Below are 17,379 nucleotides of genomic sequence, written 5' to 3'. Positions count from 1 at the left end.
GCGTCAGTCCGCGATGTGCAGGATTTCCAGCTTTTCCAGGATGGCCGCTTCGGTGAAAGGCTTGGTCACATACTCGCTGACACCTGCCTCGAGCGCAGCTTCCATCCGCTGCCGGTGGGTTTCGCTGGTGATCATCATGACCGGCGTGTTTTGAAAACGGTGGTCGGCGCGCAGGGCCTGAACGAATTCGAGACCGTTCATCTCCGGCATGTTCCAATCGGCGCAGATCAGCGAGAAGGCGCGCGGATCGCGGCGCATGAGCGCGATGCCGTCGCGTCCGTTCTCGGCCTCGACGACATCGAAGCCGGCGCGCACCAGAATCCGCGACAGGATGCCGCGGATGGCCCGTGAGTCGTCCGCCACCAGCGCCCTCTTCATCGTGACTTCCCTCCTCGAAGCGTGCGAAGTGTGGACCAACATGCAAAGCCTGGCTAGGCAGTCCGGATCAAGCCCGAGTTCAGGCCTGGGGCGCGAAGGTGGCGATCAGGGTGCGCAGCTGCGCGGCCATCTCGGTCAGGGAGCGGGCCGCGACCTGCGTCTCCTTGGAGCTGGCCGTGGTGTGGGCAGCGGTTTCAGCAACGCGCGAGATGCTCTGCGCGATTTCGCTGGTGCCGCGCGCCGCCTCGGTGACGTTTCTGCCGATCTCATTGGTGGTCGCGGTCTGCTCTTCGACGGCGGAGGCGATGGTGTTCGAGATATCGTTCACCTGGTTGATGACCTCGCCCACCTGGCCGATGGCAGTGACCGCGGCCTGGGTATCGCTCTGGATGGCGTCGATCTTGTGGCCGATCTCCTCGGTGGCGCGGGCCGTCTCCTTGGCCAGCTCCTTGACCTCGTTGGCAACTACAGCGAAGCCTTTGCCTGCTTCGCCGGCGCGCGCGGCTTCGATGGTGGCGTTGAGGGCCAGCAGATTGGTCTGCTGGGCGATCGAGGTGATGACCTTGATAACTTTGCCGATTTCGACGCTCGAGGCTCCGAGCTTGCCGATGGTGTGATTGGTGGAGTCGGCGAGGGCCACCGCCGATTTGGCGACGCGCGAAGCCTCGGTGGCGCTCTTCGAGATCTCGCGGATGGAGACCAGCATCTCTTCGGAACCGGCGGCAACCACGCCTACGTTGGCCGAGACCTGCTCGCTGCCCCGCGAGGCGATGCTGGCCTGCTCGGCGGTCTCGGCGGCGCTCGAGGTGAGCTGCTGGCTGATGGCGGAGAGCTCTTCGGAAGATGCGGCAAGAGCAACCGCCGTCTCCTGCAGGCTCTCCACCTTCTTTTCGAGTTCGGCAGCGGTTCGCTTGTCCCGTTCCATGGCGTCGGCAATCTCCTGCCGCATGCGCACCTGCGCGGTGATGTCAGTGGCGAACTTGACCACCTTCATGGGCTTGCCATTGAGATCGAGGATGGGGTTGTAGGAGGCCTGGATCCAGACCTCCCGTCCGCCCTTGCCCAGCCGTTTGTACTCCCCTGCCTGGTATTCGCCGCGATTGAGCGCGGCCCAAAAATCGCGATAAGCGGCGCTCGCGGCCAGGGCGGGATCGGCGAACATGCTGTGGTGGCGGCCCTGAATCTCGGCCAGCGCGTAGCCCATGGCGCCGAGGAAGTTCTCGTTGGCGGCGAGGATGGTGCCATCCATCGCAAATTCGATCACCGCCTGCGATTTGTGGATGGCCTGGATCTGCCCGGCATGGTTGGCATTTTGCAGCTTGGCGGCGGTGATGTCGGTCGCGAACTTCACCACTTTCACGGGCTTGCCGCTGTGATCGAGGATGGGGTTGTAGGAGGCCTGAATCCAGACCTCCCTACCGTCTCTGCCGACGCGCTTGTATTCGCCGGCGTTAAATTCGCCGCGGTTGAGCGTCAGCCAGAATTCGCGATACTGCGAGCTCGAGCGCGTGGCGTCGTCGACAAACATGCTGTGGTGGCGGCCGCGTATCTCGTCGAGCGTATAGCCCATCACGGTAAGGAAGTTTTCGTTGGCGGTAAGGATGGTGCCGTCGAGTGCGAACTCAATCACCGCCTGGACGCGGTTGAGGGCAGCGACCATGGCGGCCAGGCCGGAGGAGTCGCTGTACCTGCTATTGCGTGGCAACGGGGCGAGAGCGTTGACCCTTACCGAGAGATTTGCTGGTGCGATTGCCTTGCTCATGACTCTCCTTTGTGCCGTCTTCTAAATTTGGTCTTACACTTTCTGCGGTTAAAAATTCTCAGGTTGAAATTTCGTGGTTTTTAATCTGTGATGCCGGTTGTGCGCCTCAGCTCGAGGCGCTGGCCAGCAGCCGCTTGGTATCGAGCACCAGCAGCAGCCGGTCGTTCAGGTTGTAGACACCCTCGATCAGCTCGCGGCGCGCGGCCGGCATGTTCTCCGGGACCGGCGCAAAGGCCTTCAGGGGAACGTCGAGGACGTCGCCGATATCGTCGACCAGCAGGCTGACGCCGCCGTCGTCGGAGCGGATGATGATATTGCGAGCCAGCACCTCGGATTCGGACGAGGGCAGGCCCAGACTGCGCCGGGTGTCGACCGCTACCACGATCTGGCCGCGCAGGTTGATGAGTCCGCGGATGGCGGGCGGGGCCAGAGGGATGTCGGTCATCTCCTGGTGGCGCATGACCTCCTGCACCTTCTCAACCTCGATGCCGAGGAAGAGTTCGCCTACGTGGAAGGTGGCATATTGCCTGGTCATCGACCTGCCCGGATCGCCGGCTTCGATCATCGTCTTTCCCTGCCCTCTCTCTGGTCTCAGTCCTGTGTTATCCGTTTTGTGTTTCCGTTTTTCTTCTCTTATCTGTGCCCCAGGAAGACCGGTTCCCGATCCGGCTGATATTCCACGTCGGGCTCGCGATCCGCATCGATCTGGCGCAGCAGCGAGTCGATCGATTGCAGCAGCCCCTCGCGATCGGCCACGCTTTCGATCCTCTCGAAGCGCAGATCGCCGTGCCGGTGGGGATGGTTGTCATGATTCGAGAGCCCGATGACGGGCAGTCCCTTGAGGAGGTCGTTGCCGCGTATGGCTTCGAGCAGCTCCCATCCATCTTCTTCTTCGAGATCGAGCGCTGTGACCACCGCATCGATGCCGCCGCGCAGCAGGCGGGTAATGGCATCGGGCACGCCGGTGGATTCGAAGACGCGGTAGCCGGAGATCTCGAGGTAGCTGCGCAGCATCTCGCGAGCCATCAGCGCCGGCTCGACCAGCAGGACCGATGGCGCGACCTTCCCGGACTTTGGCGGGGCCTCCAGCCAGTCGTCGCCGCATAGCTTTACCAGCGCATGGAGATCGACGAAGTCGGTCAGCGCGTCGGCTACCAGCGCCGAGCCCAGCAGGCCGGGCGTGGAGCTGGCCCGGGAGACAGTGATGGCCCCTTCGGTGATATCGAGAATCCGATCGACGACCAGCCCCAGGCTGCGCACTCCATCACTGAAGACGATGACCAGCACCGATCCCCCCTCAGCGAAGCTCGCGCTTTCCGAGCCGTTCAACGCGCTTTCGAGATGCACCAGCGGCAGGATGCGCCCGCGATAGTGTAAGGCCGGGCGTCCCGCGGCATACTCCACGCGCGAAGCCGGAAACTCCTCGAGGCGCGAGACCAGGGCCAGCGGCGCGGCCAGACGGCCGTGACGGCCGGCGCTGAAGAGCAGCAGACGCTGCGTCGAGGCCTGAGCACGCTCCATGCTCTCTGCCGCTGCTGACGAGGTCTCGCGGGCGCGCGGCCCGATGCCCGCCAGCCGGGCAATCCCCGCCACGTCGAGGATGAGCGCCACCTTGCCGTCGCCCATGATGGTGGCGCCGACGTAGCAGTTCAAGCCCTTCAGCTCTTTGCTCAGCGGCTTGACCACGATCTCCTGGGTGTCGCTGATGTGGTCGACGACCAGGCCGAGCTGGCGGTCGTCCATCTGCAACACGACAATGTTCATGACCTCGCGCGCGCCGGGCGGGCGGGTCATGCCCAGGACTCGGTTGAGGTCGGCCAGCGGCAGCAGCTTGCCGCGATGCTGGTAGACCGGAGTGCCGTGTATATCCTGCACCTGGGTCAACTTGGCTTCGCCCTCGATGCGGACCAGCTCGAGCAGATTGGCCTGGGGGATCACGAAGCGCTGCCTGCAGCTCAGGTCGCCGCCGCCGGTCACGCTGCCTTCGACGGTGACCACCAGGCCGGGAATGATGGCCAGGGTGAGGGGAATCTTGATGCGGACGGTAGTACCGGCGCGCGGGTTGTTGTAGATGTCGACGCTGCCGCCGATCTTCTCTACGTTGGTCTTGACCACGTCCATGCCTACGCCGCGGCCGGAGATGTTGGTGACCTTCGCCGAGGTGGAAAAGCCGGGCTGAAAGATAAGCTGCGTGGCCTCGCGATCGGAGATCTGATTCAGCTGCTCGGGGCGCAGCAGGCCTTTCTCCAGAGCTTTGGCCTTGACCCGCTGAGCGTCGATGCCGCCTCCGTCGTCGGAGATCTCGATATTGACGTGGCCGCCCTCGTGAAAGGCGCGCAGCAGAATCTTTCCGGCGGCATGCTTGCCCCTCTGCAGGCGCAGCTCGGGCAGCTCGATGCCATGATCGCAGGAGTTGCGGACGATGTGCGTAAGCGGATCTTTGATGGCCTCGATGATGGTCTTGTCCAGCTCTGTCTCCGCGCCCTCCATCTCCAGCTGAATCTTTTTGCCACACTCCGCCGCGAGGTCGCGCACCACACGCGGCAGCTTGTTCCAAACCACGCCGATGGGCTGCATGCGCATCTTCATGACGCCCTCCTGCAGCTCGCTGGTGATGAGATTCAGGCGCTGCGAAGCCCCGCTGAGGTGAGAGGCCTCGGTCGAGACATCCTGGAGCAGCTGATTGCGCGCCAGCACCAGCTCGCCGACCAGGTTCATCAGCTTATCCAGCAGCTGGACATCGACGCGGATGGTGGAGTCGGCCAGGTTGGACGATGGCGCGGCGCTGTCTTCACTGCGGGGCTTGCTGTCCGAAGCGATAAAAGAAGGCGCGGCGGCCTTGGCCGACTCCTCCTTGGCCGACTTCTCAGGGAGCGGTTCTGACGGCAGTTGGACAGCTGCCATCGGTGGTATCGGAGCATCGGAAAGGGGAGCCACAATCGCGATTGCGTCCGCGGCTTCGACCACCCTCTGCGCTGCACCACTCTCGCCGCGATAGACCGCCTCCAGGCGGAGACAGAGATCGGGATAGGCATTGTCTCCTTCGTTGCCGGTGGCCTCGATGTTGGTGAGGATGACCTTGACCGCATCGACGGTTTCGAGGATGAGCGAGGCCACCTGGGGGGTGAGCGCGCGCTGGCGCTCGCGCAGCTGGCTCAAAATGTTTTCGGCGACGTGGGTGATCGCGCCCAGCTTGTCGAAGCCGAAGAAGCCTGAAGTGCCCTTGATGGTATGGACGGTGCGAAAGACCTCGGCTATGAGGGAGGCATCTTCGGGACGCTCTTCGAGCTCCACCAATTGGCGATCGAGATTGGCAAGGTTCTCGTTGCTCTCGATGAGAAATTCGCGAACGTCTTCGTCTTGCACCATGTTCCAACTCTTCTCTCAAGTCTGTAACTGGAAAATCGACGACCGGAAAATTCCGCGACAGCAGTGCGCGTGCACGCGGGCAGCCGGGGGTGAACAAGAGACGGCTGCGTTTTTACGCGTGAACCTTCTTCAGGCCACTTAGGCTATTTGCTGCGTCTTCTGCTCTCATCGGCGCAGAATTGGCACACTTGAGAACTTTCGTTTCGGAGATTGCAAGAATGATGAGGCGGGATTTGTACGATTTTGAGACGGCGTCGCGTTTTGAAACAGCTTCTCAACCAAATTGGCGGCAAGAAGCGATGGCTTAGAAGGCTAGCGGCCGGCGCAGGAGATGGTCCAGAACTGGCCCAGCGCGCCGCGCTTTTCCTCCAGGCTGTTCATGTAGAGTTTGACGCGCAGCAGCTGGTCGCCGATTTCGATGGGCAGCACGGTGATCAGCTCGCCCGAGGTGCGCATCTCGACGTCGGTGCCGTAGATGATGGTGGGAATGCTGAGAGCCATGGCGCCGAAGTGTTTTTCGAGCTGCGTCTTCATGCCTCCGAAGACGATGTTAGTCATCTCGGCAACGGCGTCGAGCGCGTCTTCGGTGAGGGTGGTGGCCTCGGTGCCGAGCATCAGATTGGCCAGGGTGCAGGCGAACTCCGGCGAGCACTCGAGGATGCCGGTTCCGCTCAGCGCGCCTACCCAGCCGATGACCCCGGCGACACTGCGACCCGCGCTGCGGGCGGCATCCTTGCGCTCGTCGCGCTTATCTTCTCCGACCACGGCCTCCACATTGGCCATGGTGAGAAAGGCGTGAGGAATCAGCCCGCTTACTGTCTCGGCAGCCAGCTTCTTGATGCCGAAGATATCGATCTCTTGAACGCTCATTTTTTCCTTTGCGACCGTCAGGGCCCAGGGATGTTCAGGCGGCGGCGGTGTTCAGGCACTGGACGAGCTTCTGCTTCACCTCGTCAGTAGTAAAGGGTTTGTGAATGTAGCCTTTCGCGCCGAGCTGCACGGCTTTGACTACGTTTTCCATTCCGCCCTCAGTGGTGACCATGATGATCGGAATGCCGCTCCATTCGGTGCGCTGCTGCACTGCCTCCAGAAACTCGAGGCCGCTCATCACCGGCATGTTGACATCGCAGAGGACGAGCTGAACCTGATTGGCCTCCATGGCTTTGAGCGCCTGACTCCCATCGCCGGCTTCGAATATCTGGGTGATATCGATGCTGCATTCGCCGAGCACTCGGCGCAGCATCTTCCGAATCACCATGGAATCGTCGATAAGAAGAACATTGAGCAAGCTGCCCTCCGGAATGATTGCGTCATTTACAGCACAGTTAGCGCCGTGCGCGGAAGCTGCTTCGGGAGCAGGCTCCGCGAGCACAGCGTCTGTTGTTGCTCCGCATGTTCTCTGTATCGGCGACGACGCGCGGCACATTAGAGGATCGGCTCCAGTCTTCTGCATGGGGATGGGCCGTGCCATTTGCCTCTCGGGTAAGATTGGGACGCGAGAAAATCGGCCAATTGCAATGCGGACACAAAGTCGGTCGCTTTCTTCTACGCTCGCCGCTGGGGAGAACATTGCCGAGCATGGATCGAATTGGGACACAGTACGCAGCGACGGCGCTAGCTATCGCCGGGACGGCAATCGCGTGCATGACGGCTGTATCGCCGGCTTATGCAGGCCCCGCCAAAAAAAATACAGACCAGAAGAACGTGGGTTGGACCGCCTATAACGGACAGGCCAACGGCGACCACTACTCGCCGCTGACCCAGATCGACCGCAACAATGTCCGCAGGCTCAAAGTAGCGTGGAGCTTCGACACCGGCGAGCGCGGCGGACTGCAGACCAATCCTCTGATCGTTGGGCGCAGGATGTTCGTCTATTCTCCGTCGGAAAAAGTCATCGCGCTCGATGCGACGACGGGAAAAATCCTCTGGACCTTCGACTCGGGCGTGAAGGGCGAGCAGCCGGATCGCGGCATGTGCTATTGGACCGACGGCAAGGAGAGCCGGCTGCTGGCGAGCGTGATGGATCATCTGTATGCGCTCGATCCCGAGACCGGCAAGCCTATCCTCACCTTCGGAGAGAATGGCTCCATCGATCTGCGCAAGAACCTGAGCGAGGCCGACTCATCGAAGACCTTCGCGGTGATGACGACGCCCGGCGTTCTCTATCGCGACCTCATTATCACCGGCTTTCGCGAGCCTGAGACGCGGCCGGCGGCGCGGGGAGATATTCGCGCCTACGACGTGCGCACCGGTAAGCTGCGCTGGTCGTTTCACACCATTCCGCATCCCGGCGAGCCGGGATACGAGAGCTGGCCGAAGGATGCGTGGAAGACAACGGGCGCAGCCAATAACTGGGCGGGGATGGCGCTCGACGAGAAGCGCGGCATCGTGTATGTGCCGACGGGCTCTGCGGTATCGGACTTCTACGGCGCGGATCGCGTTGGCAACGATCTTTATGCCGACACGCTGCTCGCACTGGAGGCGAAGACCGGCAAGCTGCTCTGGCATTTTCAGGGGGTGCATCACGACATCTGGGATCGCGACTTCCCTTCACCTCCGGCATTGGTGACGGTAACACGCAATGGCCGTCGCATCGATGCGGTTGCGCAGACCAGCAAGCTCGGCTATGTCTATCTCTTCGACCGCGTGACCGGTACACCGCTCTTCCCCATTGAAGAGCGGCCGTTTCCGGCGAGCGATGTTCCGGGAGAGGTGGCATCGGAGACGCAGCCGATTCCGGCTGCGCCTGCTCCCTATGCGCGCCAGCGGCTCACCGCGGATATGTTGACGCAGCGCACGCCGGAGGCGCATGCGTGGGCATTGGCGCAGTTTAAAAAGCTTCGCAGCAATGGGCAGTTCATTCCCTTTGCAGCCGACAAACAGACGGTGATCTTTCCCGGCTTCGATGGCGGCGGGGAGTGGGGCGGACCGGCAATCGATCCACGATCAGGCGTGATCTATGTGAACTCGAACGACGTGGCATGGACGGGCGGGCTCACTCCCAATGTGCAAAGCGGCAATGCAGGCGAGGATATTTACAATCGCGACTGCTCGCTGTGCCATGGCGACGATCGCGAGGGCTCTCCACCAGCCTTTCCAGAGTTGACAAATATCGATAAACGGCTTAGCGATGCGGATATTCTCAAGGTTCTCCGCGAAGGCCGGGGACGGATGCCGTCGTTTACCGATCTCAATGATGCGCAGCTGCTCGACCTGCTGCGCTTTCTGCATGCAGGACCGGAGCAACCAAGTGCAGACGAGAAAGAAGTCGCTTCTCGCTCAGTGACGGCGGAGGGCGCGGCCCGGTATCGCTTCACCGGCTACCGGAAGTTGCTCGACCCTGATGGCTATCCTGCGATTGCTCCACCATGGGGAACGCTGAACGCCATCGACCTGAACACCGGCAGATATCTTTGGAAGATTCCCTTTGGGCAATATCCCGCGCTTGCGGCCAAGGGCATGGCCGATACCGGCTCAGAGAATTACGGCGGCCCTGTTCTGACTGCGAGCGGCGTGCTGTTCATCGGCGCAACCATCTACGATCGGAAGATACGCGCATATAACAGCGAGAGCGGCACGCTGCTATGGGAAGCGGAACTTCCCTACTCTGGAGTGGCGACGCCGGCGACCTATATGGTGGATAGCAAGCAATACGTGGTCATCGCAACGAGTGGGCTACGCGATCCTAAAGGCCCGCAGGGCGCAGCGTACGTTGCGTTTTCGCTTCACTAACAAACAGAAAGCAGCCGCGGGAATAAAGCCTGGCAGGAATTGTTTTGGGGACTTGATGAAGAAACAAATGAGTGTTCGCCTGAGCTTGATGATGCTCCTGGAATATTTTATCTGGGGCGGTTGGTATGTAACGTTGGGAACCTGGCTGGCTCAGACGCTCCACTTCAGTGGTGAGCAGGTGGGACTGGCGGCCGGCGCAACGGCGATTGGAGCGATCGTTTCGCCTTTCTTTGTCGGCCTTATTGCCGACCGGCTCTTTGCCACGCAGCGGGTTTTGGCAGCGCTGCATCTGCTTGGCGCGGTTTTGCTTTTTTTTGCCTCGCGGCAATCGAGCTTCGCTTCGTTCTACTGGCTGGTTCTTCTCTATTGCTGCTGCTTCATGCCTACTCTGGCGTTGACCAATTCGCTGGCCTTTCGCCAGATGCGCGATCCGCAGACGCAGTTCGGTCCGATCCGTGTGATGGGCACGCTGGGATGGATCGCGGCAGGGATGCTGATCGGCAGCCTCAAGATCGAAGCGACCGCCCAGCCGATGCGTATTGCCGCGGCCTGCTCGCTGCTGATGGCGATCTACAGCCTGACTCTGCCGCATACTCCGCCGCTGGAACGCGCGGAGGGGCTGTCTCTCAAATCCATCTTTCCGAAAGAGGCTTTTCAGCTTCTATCCGGCCGCTCGGTCGCGATCTTCGCGCTCGCATCGTTCCTTATCTGCATTCCGCTGCAGTTTTATTACGCCTTCACCAACCTCTTTTTGAATCAACAGGGCGTGGTGAATGCCGCGGGCAAGATGACGGGCGGACAGATGTCGGAACTCTTCTGCATGCTGCTTATCCCGTGGTTCTTCCGCCGTCTCGGAGTGAAGTACATGCTGGTCGCAGGCATGCTGGCCTGGGTGTTGCGTTACGTCTTCTTTGCGTACGGCAACAATGGTCCGGGCATGTGGATGTTCTGGGCAGGGATTCTTCTGCATGGCATCTGCTACGACTTTTTCTTTGTCACGGGACAGATCTACATCGACCGCAAGGCGACGGCTGCTCTGCGCGCCGCGGCGCAGGGGCTCATCACGTTCATCACCTACGGAGTGGGTATGTTCGTGGGCTCGTGGCTTTCGGGCGCGGTGGTGCAGCACTACAGCTCCACCATCGCAGGAGTGACGAGCTATCAGTGGCGGGCCATCTGGCTCTTCCCCGCTGTCTGTTCGGCCGCCGTATTGCTGCTGTTCCTTGTAACCTTCTCCGAACGGGAGAAGCCGGGATTGGATGCTGAAGCGGCGGCCGAGGCCATGCCTTCGACGGTGAACTAAAGCTCGGGCCGCAGGCAACGGGGTGTACTTGAAATTGACGCCTTCGGTAGGATGGACATCTCACAGCAGAGGGGATGTCCTCCCGGAGGTATGCCATTGCCAGCTATTGCTAATGTGACCGCAGAGTCGGCGGTTTCGATCAATCCCGCAACCGGCGAAGAATTCGCGCGGTATGAGTTTCAGCGTGAACGCGTATGGGATCGCTCGCTGGCGCAGGCTCATGCCGGATATCGCCTTTGGGCCGCGGAGCCGATAACCCAGCGCATCGATGTGCTGCGCCGCATGGCAGGTGTTTTGCGCCGGAACCTTGACCGCATGGCTTCGATGGCCACGCGCGAGATGGGAAAACCCATCGTCCAGTCGCGCGCCGAGGTAGAGAAATGCGCCACGTTGTGCGACTGGTGCGCGGAAAATGGCGAAGCGATCCTGGCCGATGAGAAGACCAGCATCGGCGATCAGGCTTATATCTCCTACCTGCCGATTGGGCCGGTGCTCGGCGTGATGCCGTGGAATTTTCCTTACTGGCAGGCGATGCGCGGCGCGGCGGGAATCGTGCTTGCCGGCAATGCTTATCTGCTCAAGCCGGCTCCGAACGTGATGGGATGCGCTTACCTGCTGGCGGAAGCATGGCGCGAGGCCGGCGTTCCGGAGGGCGTATTCAGCATCCTCAATCTGACCACCGATGGCGTGTCGAAGGTGATTGCCGATCCCCGCGTGGCAGCGGTCTGCGTGACAGGAAGCGTTCGAGCAGGCTCGGCGATTGCCGCGCAGGCGGGGGCAGCACTGAAGAAATCGGTGCTTGAGTTGGGAGGATCCGATCCATTCATCGTATTGGCGGATGCGGATCTCGAACGAGCGGTTCAGGCTGCGATCGTGGGGCGCTTCCAAAATAACGGCCAGATCTGCATCGCCGCCAAACGCATCATTTTGGAGAAACCGATTGCCGAGGAGTTCACGCGCCACTTCGTGGATGAGGCAGCCAAACTGATCGTTGGCGATCCCATCAATGAAGCCACCTACATCGGTCCCATGGCGCGCTTCGATCTGCGCGACGAGCTGGCGTCGCAGGTGGACAAGAGCATTGCCGAGGGTGCGAAGCTGCTGCTCGGCGGCAAGAAGCTCGATGGTCCGGGGAACTATTTTGCTCCCACGGTGATGGCGGGAGTTACACCGGCGATGACGGTGTTTCGCGAGGAGGTCTTTGGTCCGGTCGCCTCGCTTATCGTCGCGAACGATACCGAAGATGCGGTGCGGCTTGCGAATGACAGCGAGTTCGGACTGAATGGCGCGCTTTGGACCGGCAACAAGGATCTGGCGCGGCGACTGGCGCGACGCATCGATACGGGCGGCCTGTTCATCAATGGCACATCGGCGTCCGATCCTCGCGTGCCTATCGGCGGAGTCAAAAAGAGCGGCTACGGACGCGAGCTGTCGTATTTCGGCATCCGGGAATTCACGAACGCGCAGACGGTCTGGTTCGATCGCAGTTGAGCACCTTAGCTCGATACGTTATCGCGGCTCGGGAATCATGGGCAATCCATATTTCGCGCGGAGGATGAGCCGCCCCTGCGGCTCGACTTTGTGGCCCGGAACGAGGCGCAAACGATAGTGCTGCGCAATGGTCGCCAAGATCATCGTTGTCTGGGTCATCGCAAAGCTGGCGCCGATACATACGCGGGGGCCGACACCAAAGGGAAGATATGCGAGGCGAGGCCGCGATGCTGACTGCGAGGGGTGAAAGCGCTCCGGGTCGAAGCGTTCAGGGTCGTCCCACAGCTTACGATGGCGATGCAGAATCCACGGCACGACGGATATGGTCGCGCCCTTGGGAATCGACTGCCCGCACACTTCATCGTCGGCGAGCGCTTCCCTCCACGCCAGCATGTGAAAAGGCGGATAGAGACGCAGAGCCTCTTCGATGACCATGCGGGTGTACGGCAGCCTTTCGAGATCGGTGAAATCCGGAGCGCGACCCGCAAGCACGGTGTCCACTTCCCGATGCAGCTTCGATTCCTGTTCGGGATGTTGCGAGAGCAGATACAGAGTCCAGGCAAGGGCCTGGGCGACGGTCTCGTGTCCCGCCGTAAAGATGGTGATGACGTAGGAGCGCAGCTCTTCCGGGGTCATCGGGCTGCCGGTCTTGGGGTCATTCAAGGTAAGCAGCGAATCGACCTTGGCACCGTCTTCTGCTTTGCGGGTGCGACTTCGAACTGCAATGGCTTGATCGATCGCGGAGGCCATGTGGTTGAACATTCGCCGGCCCTGGCGTCTCCGATACAAGCGGCGCAGACGATTGAGAACGGGGATGAAGTCGACCAGATCGATCATCGGCTCCGAACGATAGCGATGCGAGATGGTTTGCATCGCCTCTGCAATCCCTTCGTACTCGGAGGCGAAGAGAATTTGTGCGATGACCTGCGAAGTAAGCCGCAGCATGGTCGCGGAGATCTCGATGGACTCGCCGCGAGGCAAGCTATGCCAGGTCCTCAGCATCCGTTGACAGGCATCGGAGATGATGGGCGCGTATTGCGGAATGCTGCGGTAATCGAAGAGCGGAGTCATGGCGGAGCGCCGTGTACGCCAGGATTCATCTGCGATTTCGACGACGCTGTCCTCGATGCCCATGGCCGACACGCGCTGCTCCATCTCGCCCTTGACATAGTTTTTGGCGTTGTCGATCAGCACTCGCTTAATTCCTGCGGGATCGTTTATCAAGAAGTGATTCGGTCCCAGGTGGGGAATCTTGACAATCCAATCTTCATACATACCGTAGTGATAGCCGGCAAGCGTGCTATCGCTGGTAGCTCGCAGGTACTGGAAGAACGGCAACTGTTCCGGCGGCGGTATGGGTGCGGCGGGGATGGGAGGGGTCTCGGTTTCTTCGATGCTTTTCATATAGGATCGGACATCAAGGATTAGATATTGATATTAAAGAAAGACGCCCGACAAACGATTATGCCTCCGAGAGTGTCAGAGACTTTTCAGAGAAATGTCTCTCCTTGAGCCGAATGAAAGGAATATTTTGAGTCCGGGCGTGTCCATCGGCTCACGGCGCATCGGATTCGGCGACAATGAGGTATACGGGTCGCCGGTATCGAATGATAAATAAAATTCGTAACTCAATTCCCGCATGGATATGGCCGCACTTTTTGTTGTCTTTCCTCCTGCCTGTTTATCTTTATCTAAGCCTGTTCCGCTTTCCATGGGCTCCTATCTACCTTGACGGAGATCAGACCTTCTTCTGGGAGTATGCACTGCGCATGCTCCAGGGAGAGCATATCTATCGCGATTTTTTCCAATTCACACCTCCAGGCACCGACCTTGTTTTTCTCCAAGCATTTCGCCTCTTCGGTCCGCACATCTGGGTGCTGAATGCCGTGGTTTTGCTGCTTGGCACGGCGCTTGCCTGGATGTGTTTCAAAATTGCGCGACGGTGGATGGACCAGGAAGCGGCGCTGCTGGCAACCGCCATTTTTGCAGTGATCATTTATGGCCGCTTGCTCGATGCAACCCATCATTGGTTTAGCCTGCTCTCCGTGCTCTGCGGCGTTCAAGCGGTGCTGCCGGCGCGAACATCGGCGCGAATTGCGATTGCCGGAGCGTTTTTCGGCATCGCATCTTTCTTTACGCAAACGGCTGGTGTCGCCGGCGTCGCAGCGTTGTTATGCACTCTGCTCTGGGAACATGCGTTCTGTATCCGGCCGTTAAAAAAGACGCTGGTATTTTCCGCAGTCCTTGTGGGAACATTTCTGGCCGTACTGGGAGCGCTGAGCGCGCATTTTCTAGCCGAGGTGGGATGGCGCACGGTATGGTATTTTCAGGCTACTTACCCCCGCAAGTATATCGCATATCGGCATAACGGAATCTTGCCAGGCGGAGAAGCCTGGCGCCGGATTTCCGACCTCTGCGAGCATTATTTTTTCTATTTCCTTCCTGCGGCGATCTACCCTCTGACGTTGTGGCGATGCTGGAAGGACCGCGATGACAAGGTGCGGACGCCTCAGGTACTTCTGCTCGCGATGACCGGCAGCCTCCTTTATCTGGTGGTTGCGGCGCGGACCAACTGGACGCGAGTCTATACAATTTCACTGCCTGCGGTGATTCTGCTGATCTATTCCATGACTCGTCATCGCCGTCTTCGCTCCAGATCCGCGGGAGCCGTTTGGGTGCTAATCGCATGCCTCGCAACGGGACAGACTGCGCTGCGATATCGGCATAACGGGTATGTGACACAGCTACCTGCGGGGCGGGTTGCACTTTCCAAGCAAAAATTCGATAAGTTCGTATGGCTTGCAAGCCATACGAAGCCGGGCGACTATCTTCTTCAGGCTCTATGGCTGAATCTCTATCTGCCTTTAGAGTTACGCAGTCCTGTGTTCGTCGACGGACTGTTAAGCGGCGAGGTCACGCGACCCGAATTTGTCGATCTTTCCGTTCGGCAGTTAAAGAGCAAACGGGTGAAGTACATCGTTCTCACTCCATGGATCGCGTCAGCAACCGATCCCCCTCCGCCATGGGAGAATCATCTCGGTCCGTTTGAAGACTACGTGCATAACCATTACAGCTTCGTCTACCGCTTTCCCGATCAGGATGAGGTTTGGCAGCTCCGCGAAGACGATTGAGACATCCGAAAATGCGGATTAGTATGGCCGCAAATTCGACGAGATCGAAACGACCCCGAGAGAGCACGTTCGTTCACCTGTCACGATAAAAAACAAAACCGTGAAGACTCTCTGACAAGCAGCAGACCGGCCAAGTTTATGCTCGGCTTGCAGTGATGTTGTCGAGACCACTTTTGTCCGCGACACCAGCGCGGCGAAGAGCCATACGACAAGAAATGTGGCAGGTATCGAAATGTCCCAACATCAAGCAGTTTCGTGCATTCCCTGCACCGAGGAACCATTGCGACAGATAAGACTTGCACGAACCGACGAAGCCTCTTCTGTTCTTGAATTGATTGAACGAAGCTTTCGCGGCCGCGATTTCTACGCTGAGATGCGCGCCTACAGCGAACATGAAGTTATAGCTCTGATCTCCGAGGGGAGCATTCTGGTTGCGGAAAGCGCGGGAGCCCTCCTGGGCTGCATTCACATCGCGCTCCGTCCGGACGTGACCCGCTTAAAGCTGCTAGCCGTATCGGACTGCCAGAGACGCTCCGGAGTCGGCACCCAGTTGCTAGAGACTGCCGAGCGGCTTACCGCCAACATCTCCTGTGCCTTTGTTCATGTAGCGGTCTTCAGCCTGCACCCCGACATCCTGTCCTTCTTCCGCGGCCGCGGTTATACCCCATTTTTGATCGAGCGTTTCCCTTCTACCGAGCAATCATCGCTGCTTCACTTCGTATGGATGTCCAAGCAGCTGGAGAATTATCCCCGCGCGTTCTGATGCGGCAAGTCGCTGCCGCGCCTGCGGGCCCTGTAATCTTGCTCCTTCGAGATTCTTCCTTGTTGCGGTCATCTGAATGACGTGGATCGCTTTGAGGTCTTGATGACCCCTACAATGCAAAATAAAAATGCCTCGGACTGCACGCGCAGCTCCGAGGCATTTTTTTCTATCAGCGATCTTTCATTCCGACTTGCTTTTACCCGAATCGTCCGACCCGTATTCGTCGCCGCTATAGGCTTTTGGATCTCCCAGGCTTCCCGCAGGCGGGAGGTGACGGATGAAAAGGATCATCTTCCAGACTTCTTCATCGCCCAAGGTTCCCTTGGAGGCCGGCATTCCGGAGGGGAAAATGCCGTTGTCAATAACCCACTTCAACTGCCCATCGGAATAGCTCTGTACCTGAGCCGAAGCCAGCGATGGGATAGGGGGAGAAATCTGCGCAGCGAAGGGGACACCTGTGTTTTGCGCGTCTCTTCCGTGGCATGACACGCAGTAGTAACCGAAGGTTTTCTTTCCGTCGTCGATATTCTCGGCCGTTGCCGGCAGAGGGTTGCGCTCGGCGCGATTGCCGACGGTGACATGATGCTTTGTCCACTGGACCGCGGTCGTCTCAAAGCGGCCAGGCGTCTTGACGCGGCATCCTGCGACGCTGGCCATCGCGAGGATGGCCAGGATTACGCTTCGCCGGGGAGCACGCATCTTAGTTGCCTACCACATGAACTACGAACAGCATGGAGCCGTGGCCGGAGCCGCAGAACTTTCCGCACTTGCCGTGAAAGTCTCCGACCGTGTCGGGGGTTACCTGAACTTCAGTGACCTTTCCCTTGTTCATGGCTGCATTGATGTGCAAGCCTTCGACCAATAGGCTGTGCGGAACGTCGTCCGACGTCAGGGCAAGCGTTACGGTCTGTCCCTTGGTTAGGGTTATTTCAGCGGGGCTGAAGGAAAAGCGCTTGGCGTGAATCTCGATTCGCTTAGAAGCATCCTGCGCGTTGACTGCATGCGAACCGCCCAGGACGAGTGAAAGTGCCAGTCCCAGATGTAAGAGGTGTTTCATGTCCGTAGCTCCTTATTGCGCTGTGTGGAGGTTTATGTTTCATCATTCGGGAGACAATGATGCCGGCGTCGAAAATTGTTTAGGGGGCAAGATATCTGAGTAGCGCCTGTTCATCTGCACGGGACAGGCGTGCGCGGACGCGCATGTGCATCACGACCGTGCCGGTTATACGCGGAGGTATGGTCATCGGCGGCTTGTGGCAGCGCGAGCAATTGTTGGCGAAGACCTTTTCGCCGCGATCGGTGTCGCTCGCCTGTGCCGCTTGGGGCGCAGGCTTAGCAGCCTCCGGGGACTGACTCTGGGCCAGCAAACCCGCCGCGCCGATCCATACTCCCACCGCTGCCAGAACTACGAGCACCGTCTTCTTCGAAATCAACCTTTGTTTAGCCACGA

At 59.6% G+C, this 17,379-nt stretch carries 15 protein-coding genes; 5 read left to right on the top strand and 10 right to left on the bottom strand.

Features of this window, described 5'->3' with window-relative positions:
* Positions 1-3: 3 nt before the first annotated feature.
* The 6 genes from XX99_RS15890 to XX99_RS15865 form a co-directional block, all read right to left on the bottom strand.
* Complete coding sequence (locus XX99_RS15890) at positions 4-378, bottom strand: response regulator (RefSeq protein WP_050060389.1); 375 nt, start codon at positions 376-378, stop codon at positions 4-6.
* Between the two features lie 79 nt (positions 379-457).
* Positions 458-2,140: a methyl-accepting chemotaxis protein gene (locus XX99_RS15885; RefSeq protein ID WP_082125632.1), complete on the bottom strand. Its 1,683-nt coding sequence runs from the start codon at positions 2,138-2,140 to the stop codon at positions 458-460.
* Between the two features lie 106 nt (positions 2,141-2,246).
* On the bottom strand, positions 2,247-2,705 hold the full coding sequence (locus XX99_RS15880) for a chemotaxis protein CheW (RefSeq protein WP_197081896.1): 459 nt from the start codon (positions 2,703-2,705) through the stop codon (positions 2,247-2,249).
* A gap of 68 nt (positions 2,706-2,773) precedes the next feature.
* Positions 2,774-5,509, bottom strand: coding sequence for a hybrid sensor histidine kinase/response regulator (locus XX99_RS15875; RefSeq protein ID WP_082125631.1), 2,736 nt, complete (start codon positions 5,507-5,509; stop codon positions 2,774-2,776).
* 312 nt (positions 5,510-5,821) lie between these two features.
* Positions 5,822-6,379, bottom strand: a complete 558-nt coding sequence (locus XX99_RS15870; RefSeq protein WP_050060388.1) for a chemotaxis protein CheX — start codon at positions 6,377-6,379, stop codon at positions 5,822-5,824.
* A gap of 34 nt (positions 6,380-6,413) precedes the next feature.
* A complete protein-coding gene (locus XX99_RS15865) occupies positions 6,414-6,980 on the bottom strand; it encodes a response regulator (RefSeq protein ID WP_184085185.1) in 567 nt (188 codons plus the stop codon).
* A gap of 107 nt (positions 6,981-7,087) precedes the next feature.
* On the opposite strand from XX99_RS15865, the gene XX99_RS15860 reads away from it, so the two are divergent.
* The 3 genes from XX99_RS15860 to XX99_RS15850 all read left to right on the top strand — a co-directional run bounded on the left by XX99_RS15860 (position 7,088) and on the right by XX99_RS15850 (position 12,035).
* Complete coding sequence (locus tag XX99_RS15860) at positions 7,088-9,241, top strand: outer membrane protein assembly factor BamB family protein (protein WP_050060386.1); 2,154 nt, start codon at positions 7,088-7,090, stop codon at positions 9,239-9,241.
* A gap of 67 nt (positions 9,242-9,308) precedes the next feature.
* The gene (locus tag XX99_RS15855) at positions 9,309-10,544 is read left to right on the top strand and encodes a nucleoside permease (RefSeq protein ID WP_156186023.1); all 1,236 of its coding nucleotides are present in this window, start codon (positions 9,309-9,311) and stop codon (positions 10,542-10,544) included.
* Positions 10,545-10,640: 96 nt separating this feature from the next.
* On the top strand, positions 10,641-12,035 hold the full coding sequence (locus tag XX99_RS15850; RefSeq protein ID WP_197081895.1) for an NAD-dependent succinate-semialdehyde dehydrogenase: 1,395 nt from the start codon (positions 10,641-10,643) through the stop codon (positions 12,033-12,035).
* A gap of 18 nt (positions 12,036-12,053) precedes the next feature.
* Here XX99_RS15850 and XX99_RS15845 read toward each other — a convergent pair whose 3' ends face one another.
* Positions 12,054-13,439, bottom strand: coding sequence for a cytochrome P450 (locus XX99_RS15845; protein ID WP_050060383.1), 1,386 nt, complete (start codon positions 13,437-13,439; stop codon positions 12,054-12,056).
* 254 nt (positions 13,440-13,693) lie between these two features.
* On the opposite strand from XX99_RS15845, the gene XX99_RS15840 reads away from it, so the two are divergent.
* Positions 13,694-15,166, top strand: coding sequence for an ArnT family glycosyltransferase (locus XX99_RS15840; protein ID WP_184085188.1), 1,473 nt, complete (start codon positions 13,694-13,696; stop codon positions 15,164-15,166).
* 280 nt (positions 15,167-15,446) lie between these two features.
* The gene (locus XX99_RS15835; protein WP_184085191.1) at positions 15,447-15,929 is read left to right on the top strand and encodes a GNAT family N-acetyltransferase; all 483 of its coding nucleotides are present in this window, start codon (positions 15,447-15,449) and stop codon (positions 15,927-15,929) included.
* Positions 15,930-16,109: 180 nt separating this feature from the next.
* Here the strand turns inward: XX99_RS15835 and XX99_RS15830 are convergent, their stop codons facing one another.
* The 3 genes from XX99_RS15830 to XX99_RS15820 all read right to left on the bottom strand — a co-directional run bounded on the left by XX99_RS15830 (position 16,110) and on the right by XX99_RS15820 (position 17,377).
* Positions 16,110-16,628 (bottom strand): c-type cytochrome, encoded by a 519-nt coding sequence (locus tag XX99_RS15830; protein ID WP_050060380.1) that lies wholly within the window; start codon positions 16,626-16,628, stop codon positions 16,110-16,112.
* A gap of 1 nt (position 16,629) precedes the next feature.
* Entirely contained in the window at positions 16,630-16,986 is a 357-nt protein-coding gene (locus XX99_RS15825; RefSeq protein WP_050060379.1) for a cupredoxin domain-containing protein, read from the bottom strand.
* A 79-nt stretch (positions 16,987-17,065) separates the two neighbouring features.
* Positions 17,066-17,377: a c-type cytochrome gene (locus tag XX99_RS15820; protein WP_156186022.1), complete on the bottom strand. Its 312-nt coding sequence runs from the start codon at positions 17,375-17,377 to the stop codon at positions 17,066-17,068.
* Positions 17,378-17,379: the final 2 nt, after the last annotated feature.

It is taken from the genome of Silvibacterium bohemicum (assembly GCF_001006305.1).
Classification (GTDB): Bacteria; Acidobacteriota; Terriglobia; order Terriglobales; family Acidobacteriaceae; genus Silvibacterium; species Silvibacterium bohemicum.
The sequence above is the reverse complement of the archived record's forward strand: the minus strand, read 5'-3'. Positions and strand labels throughout refer to the sequence as shown.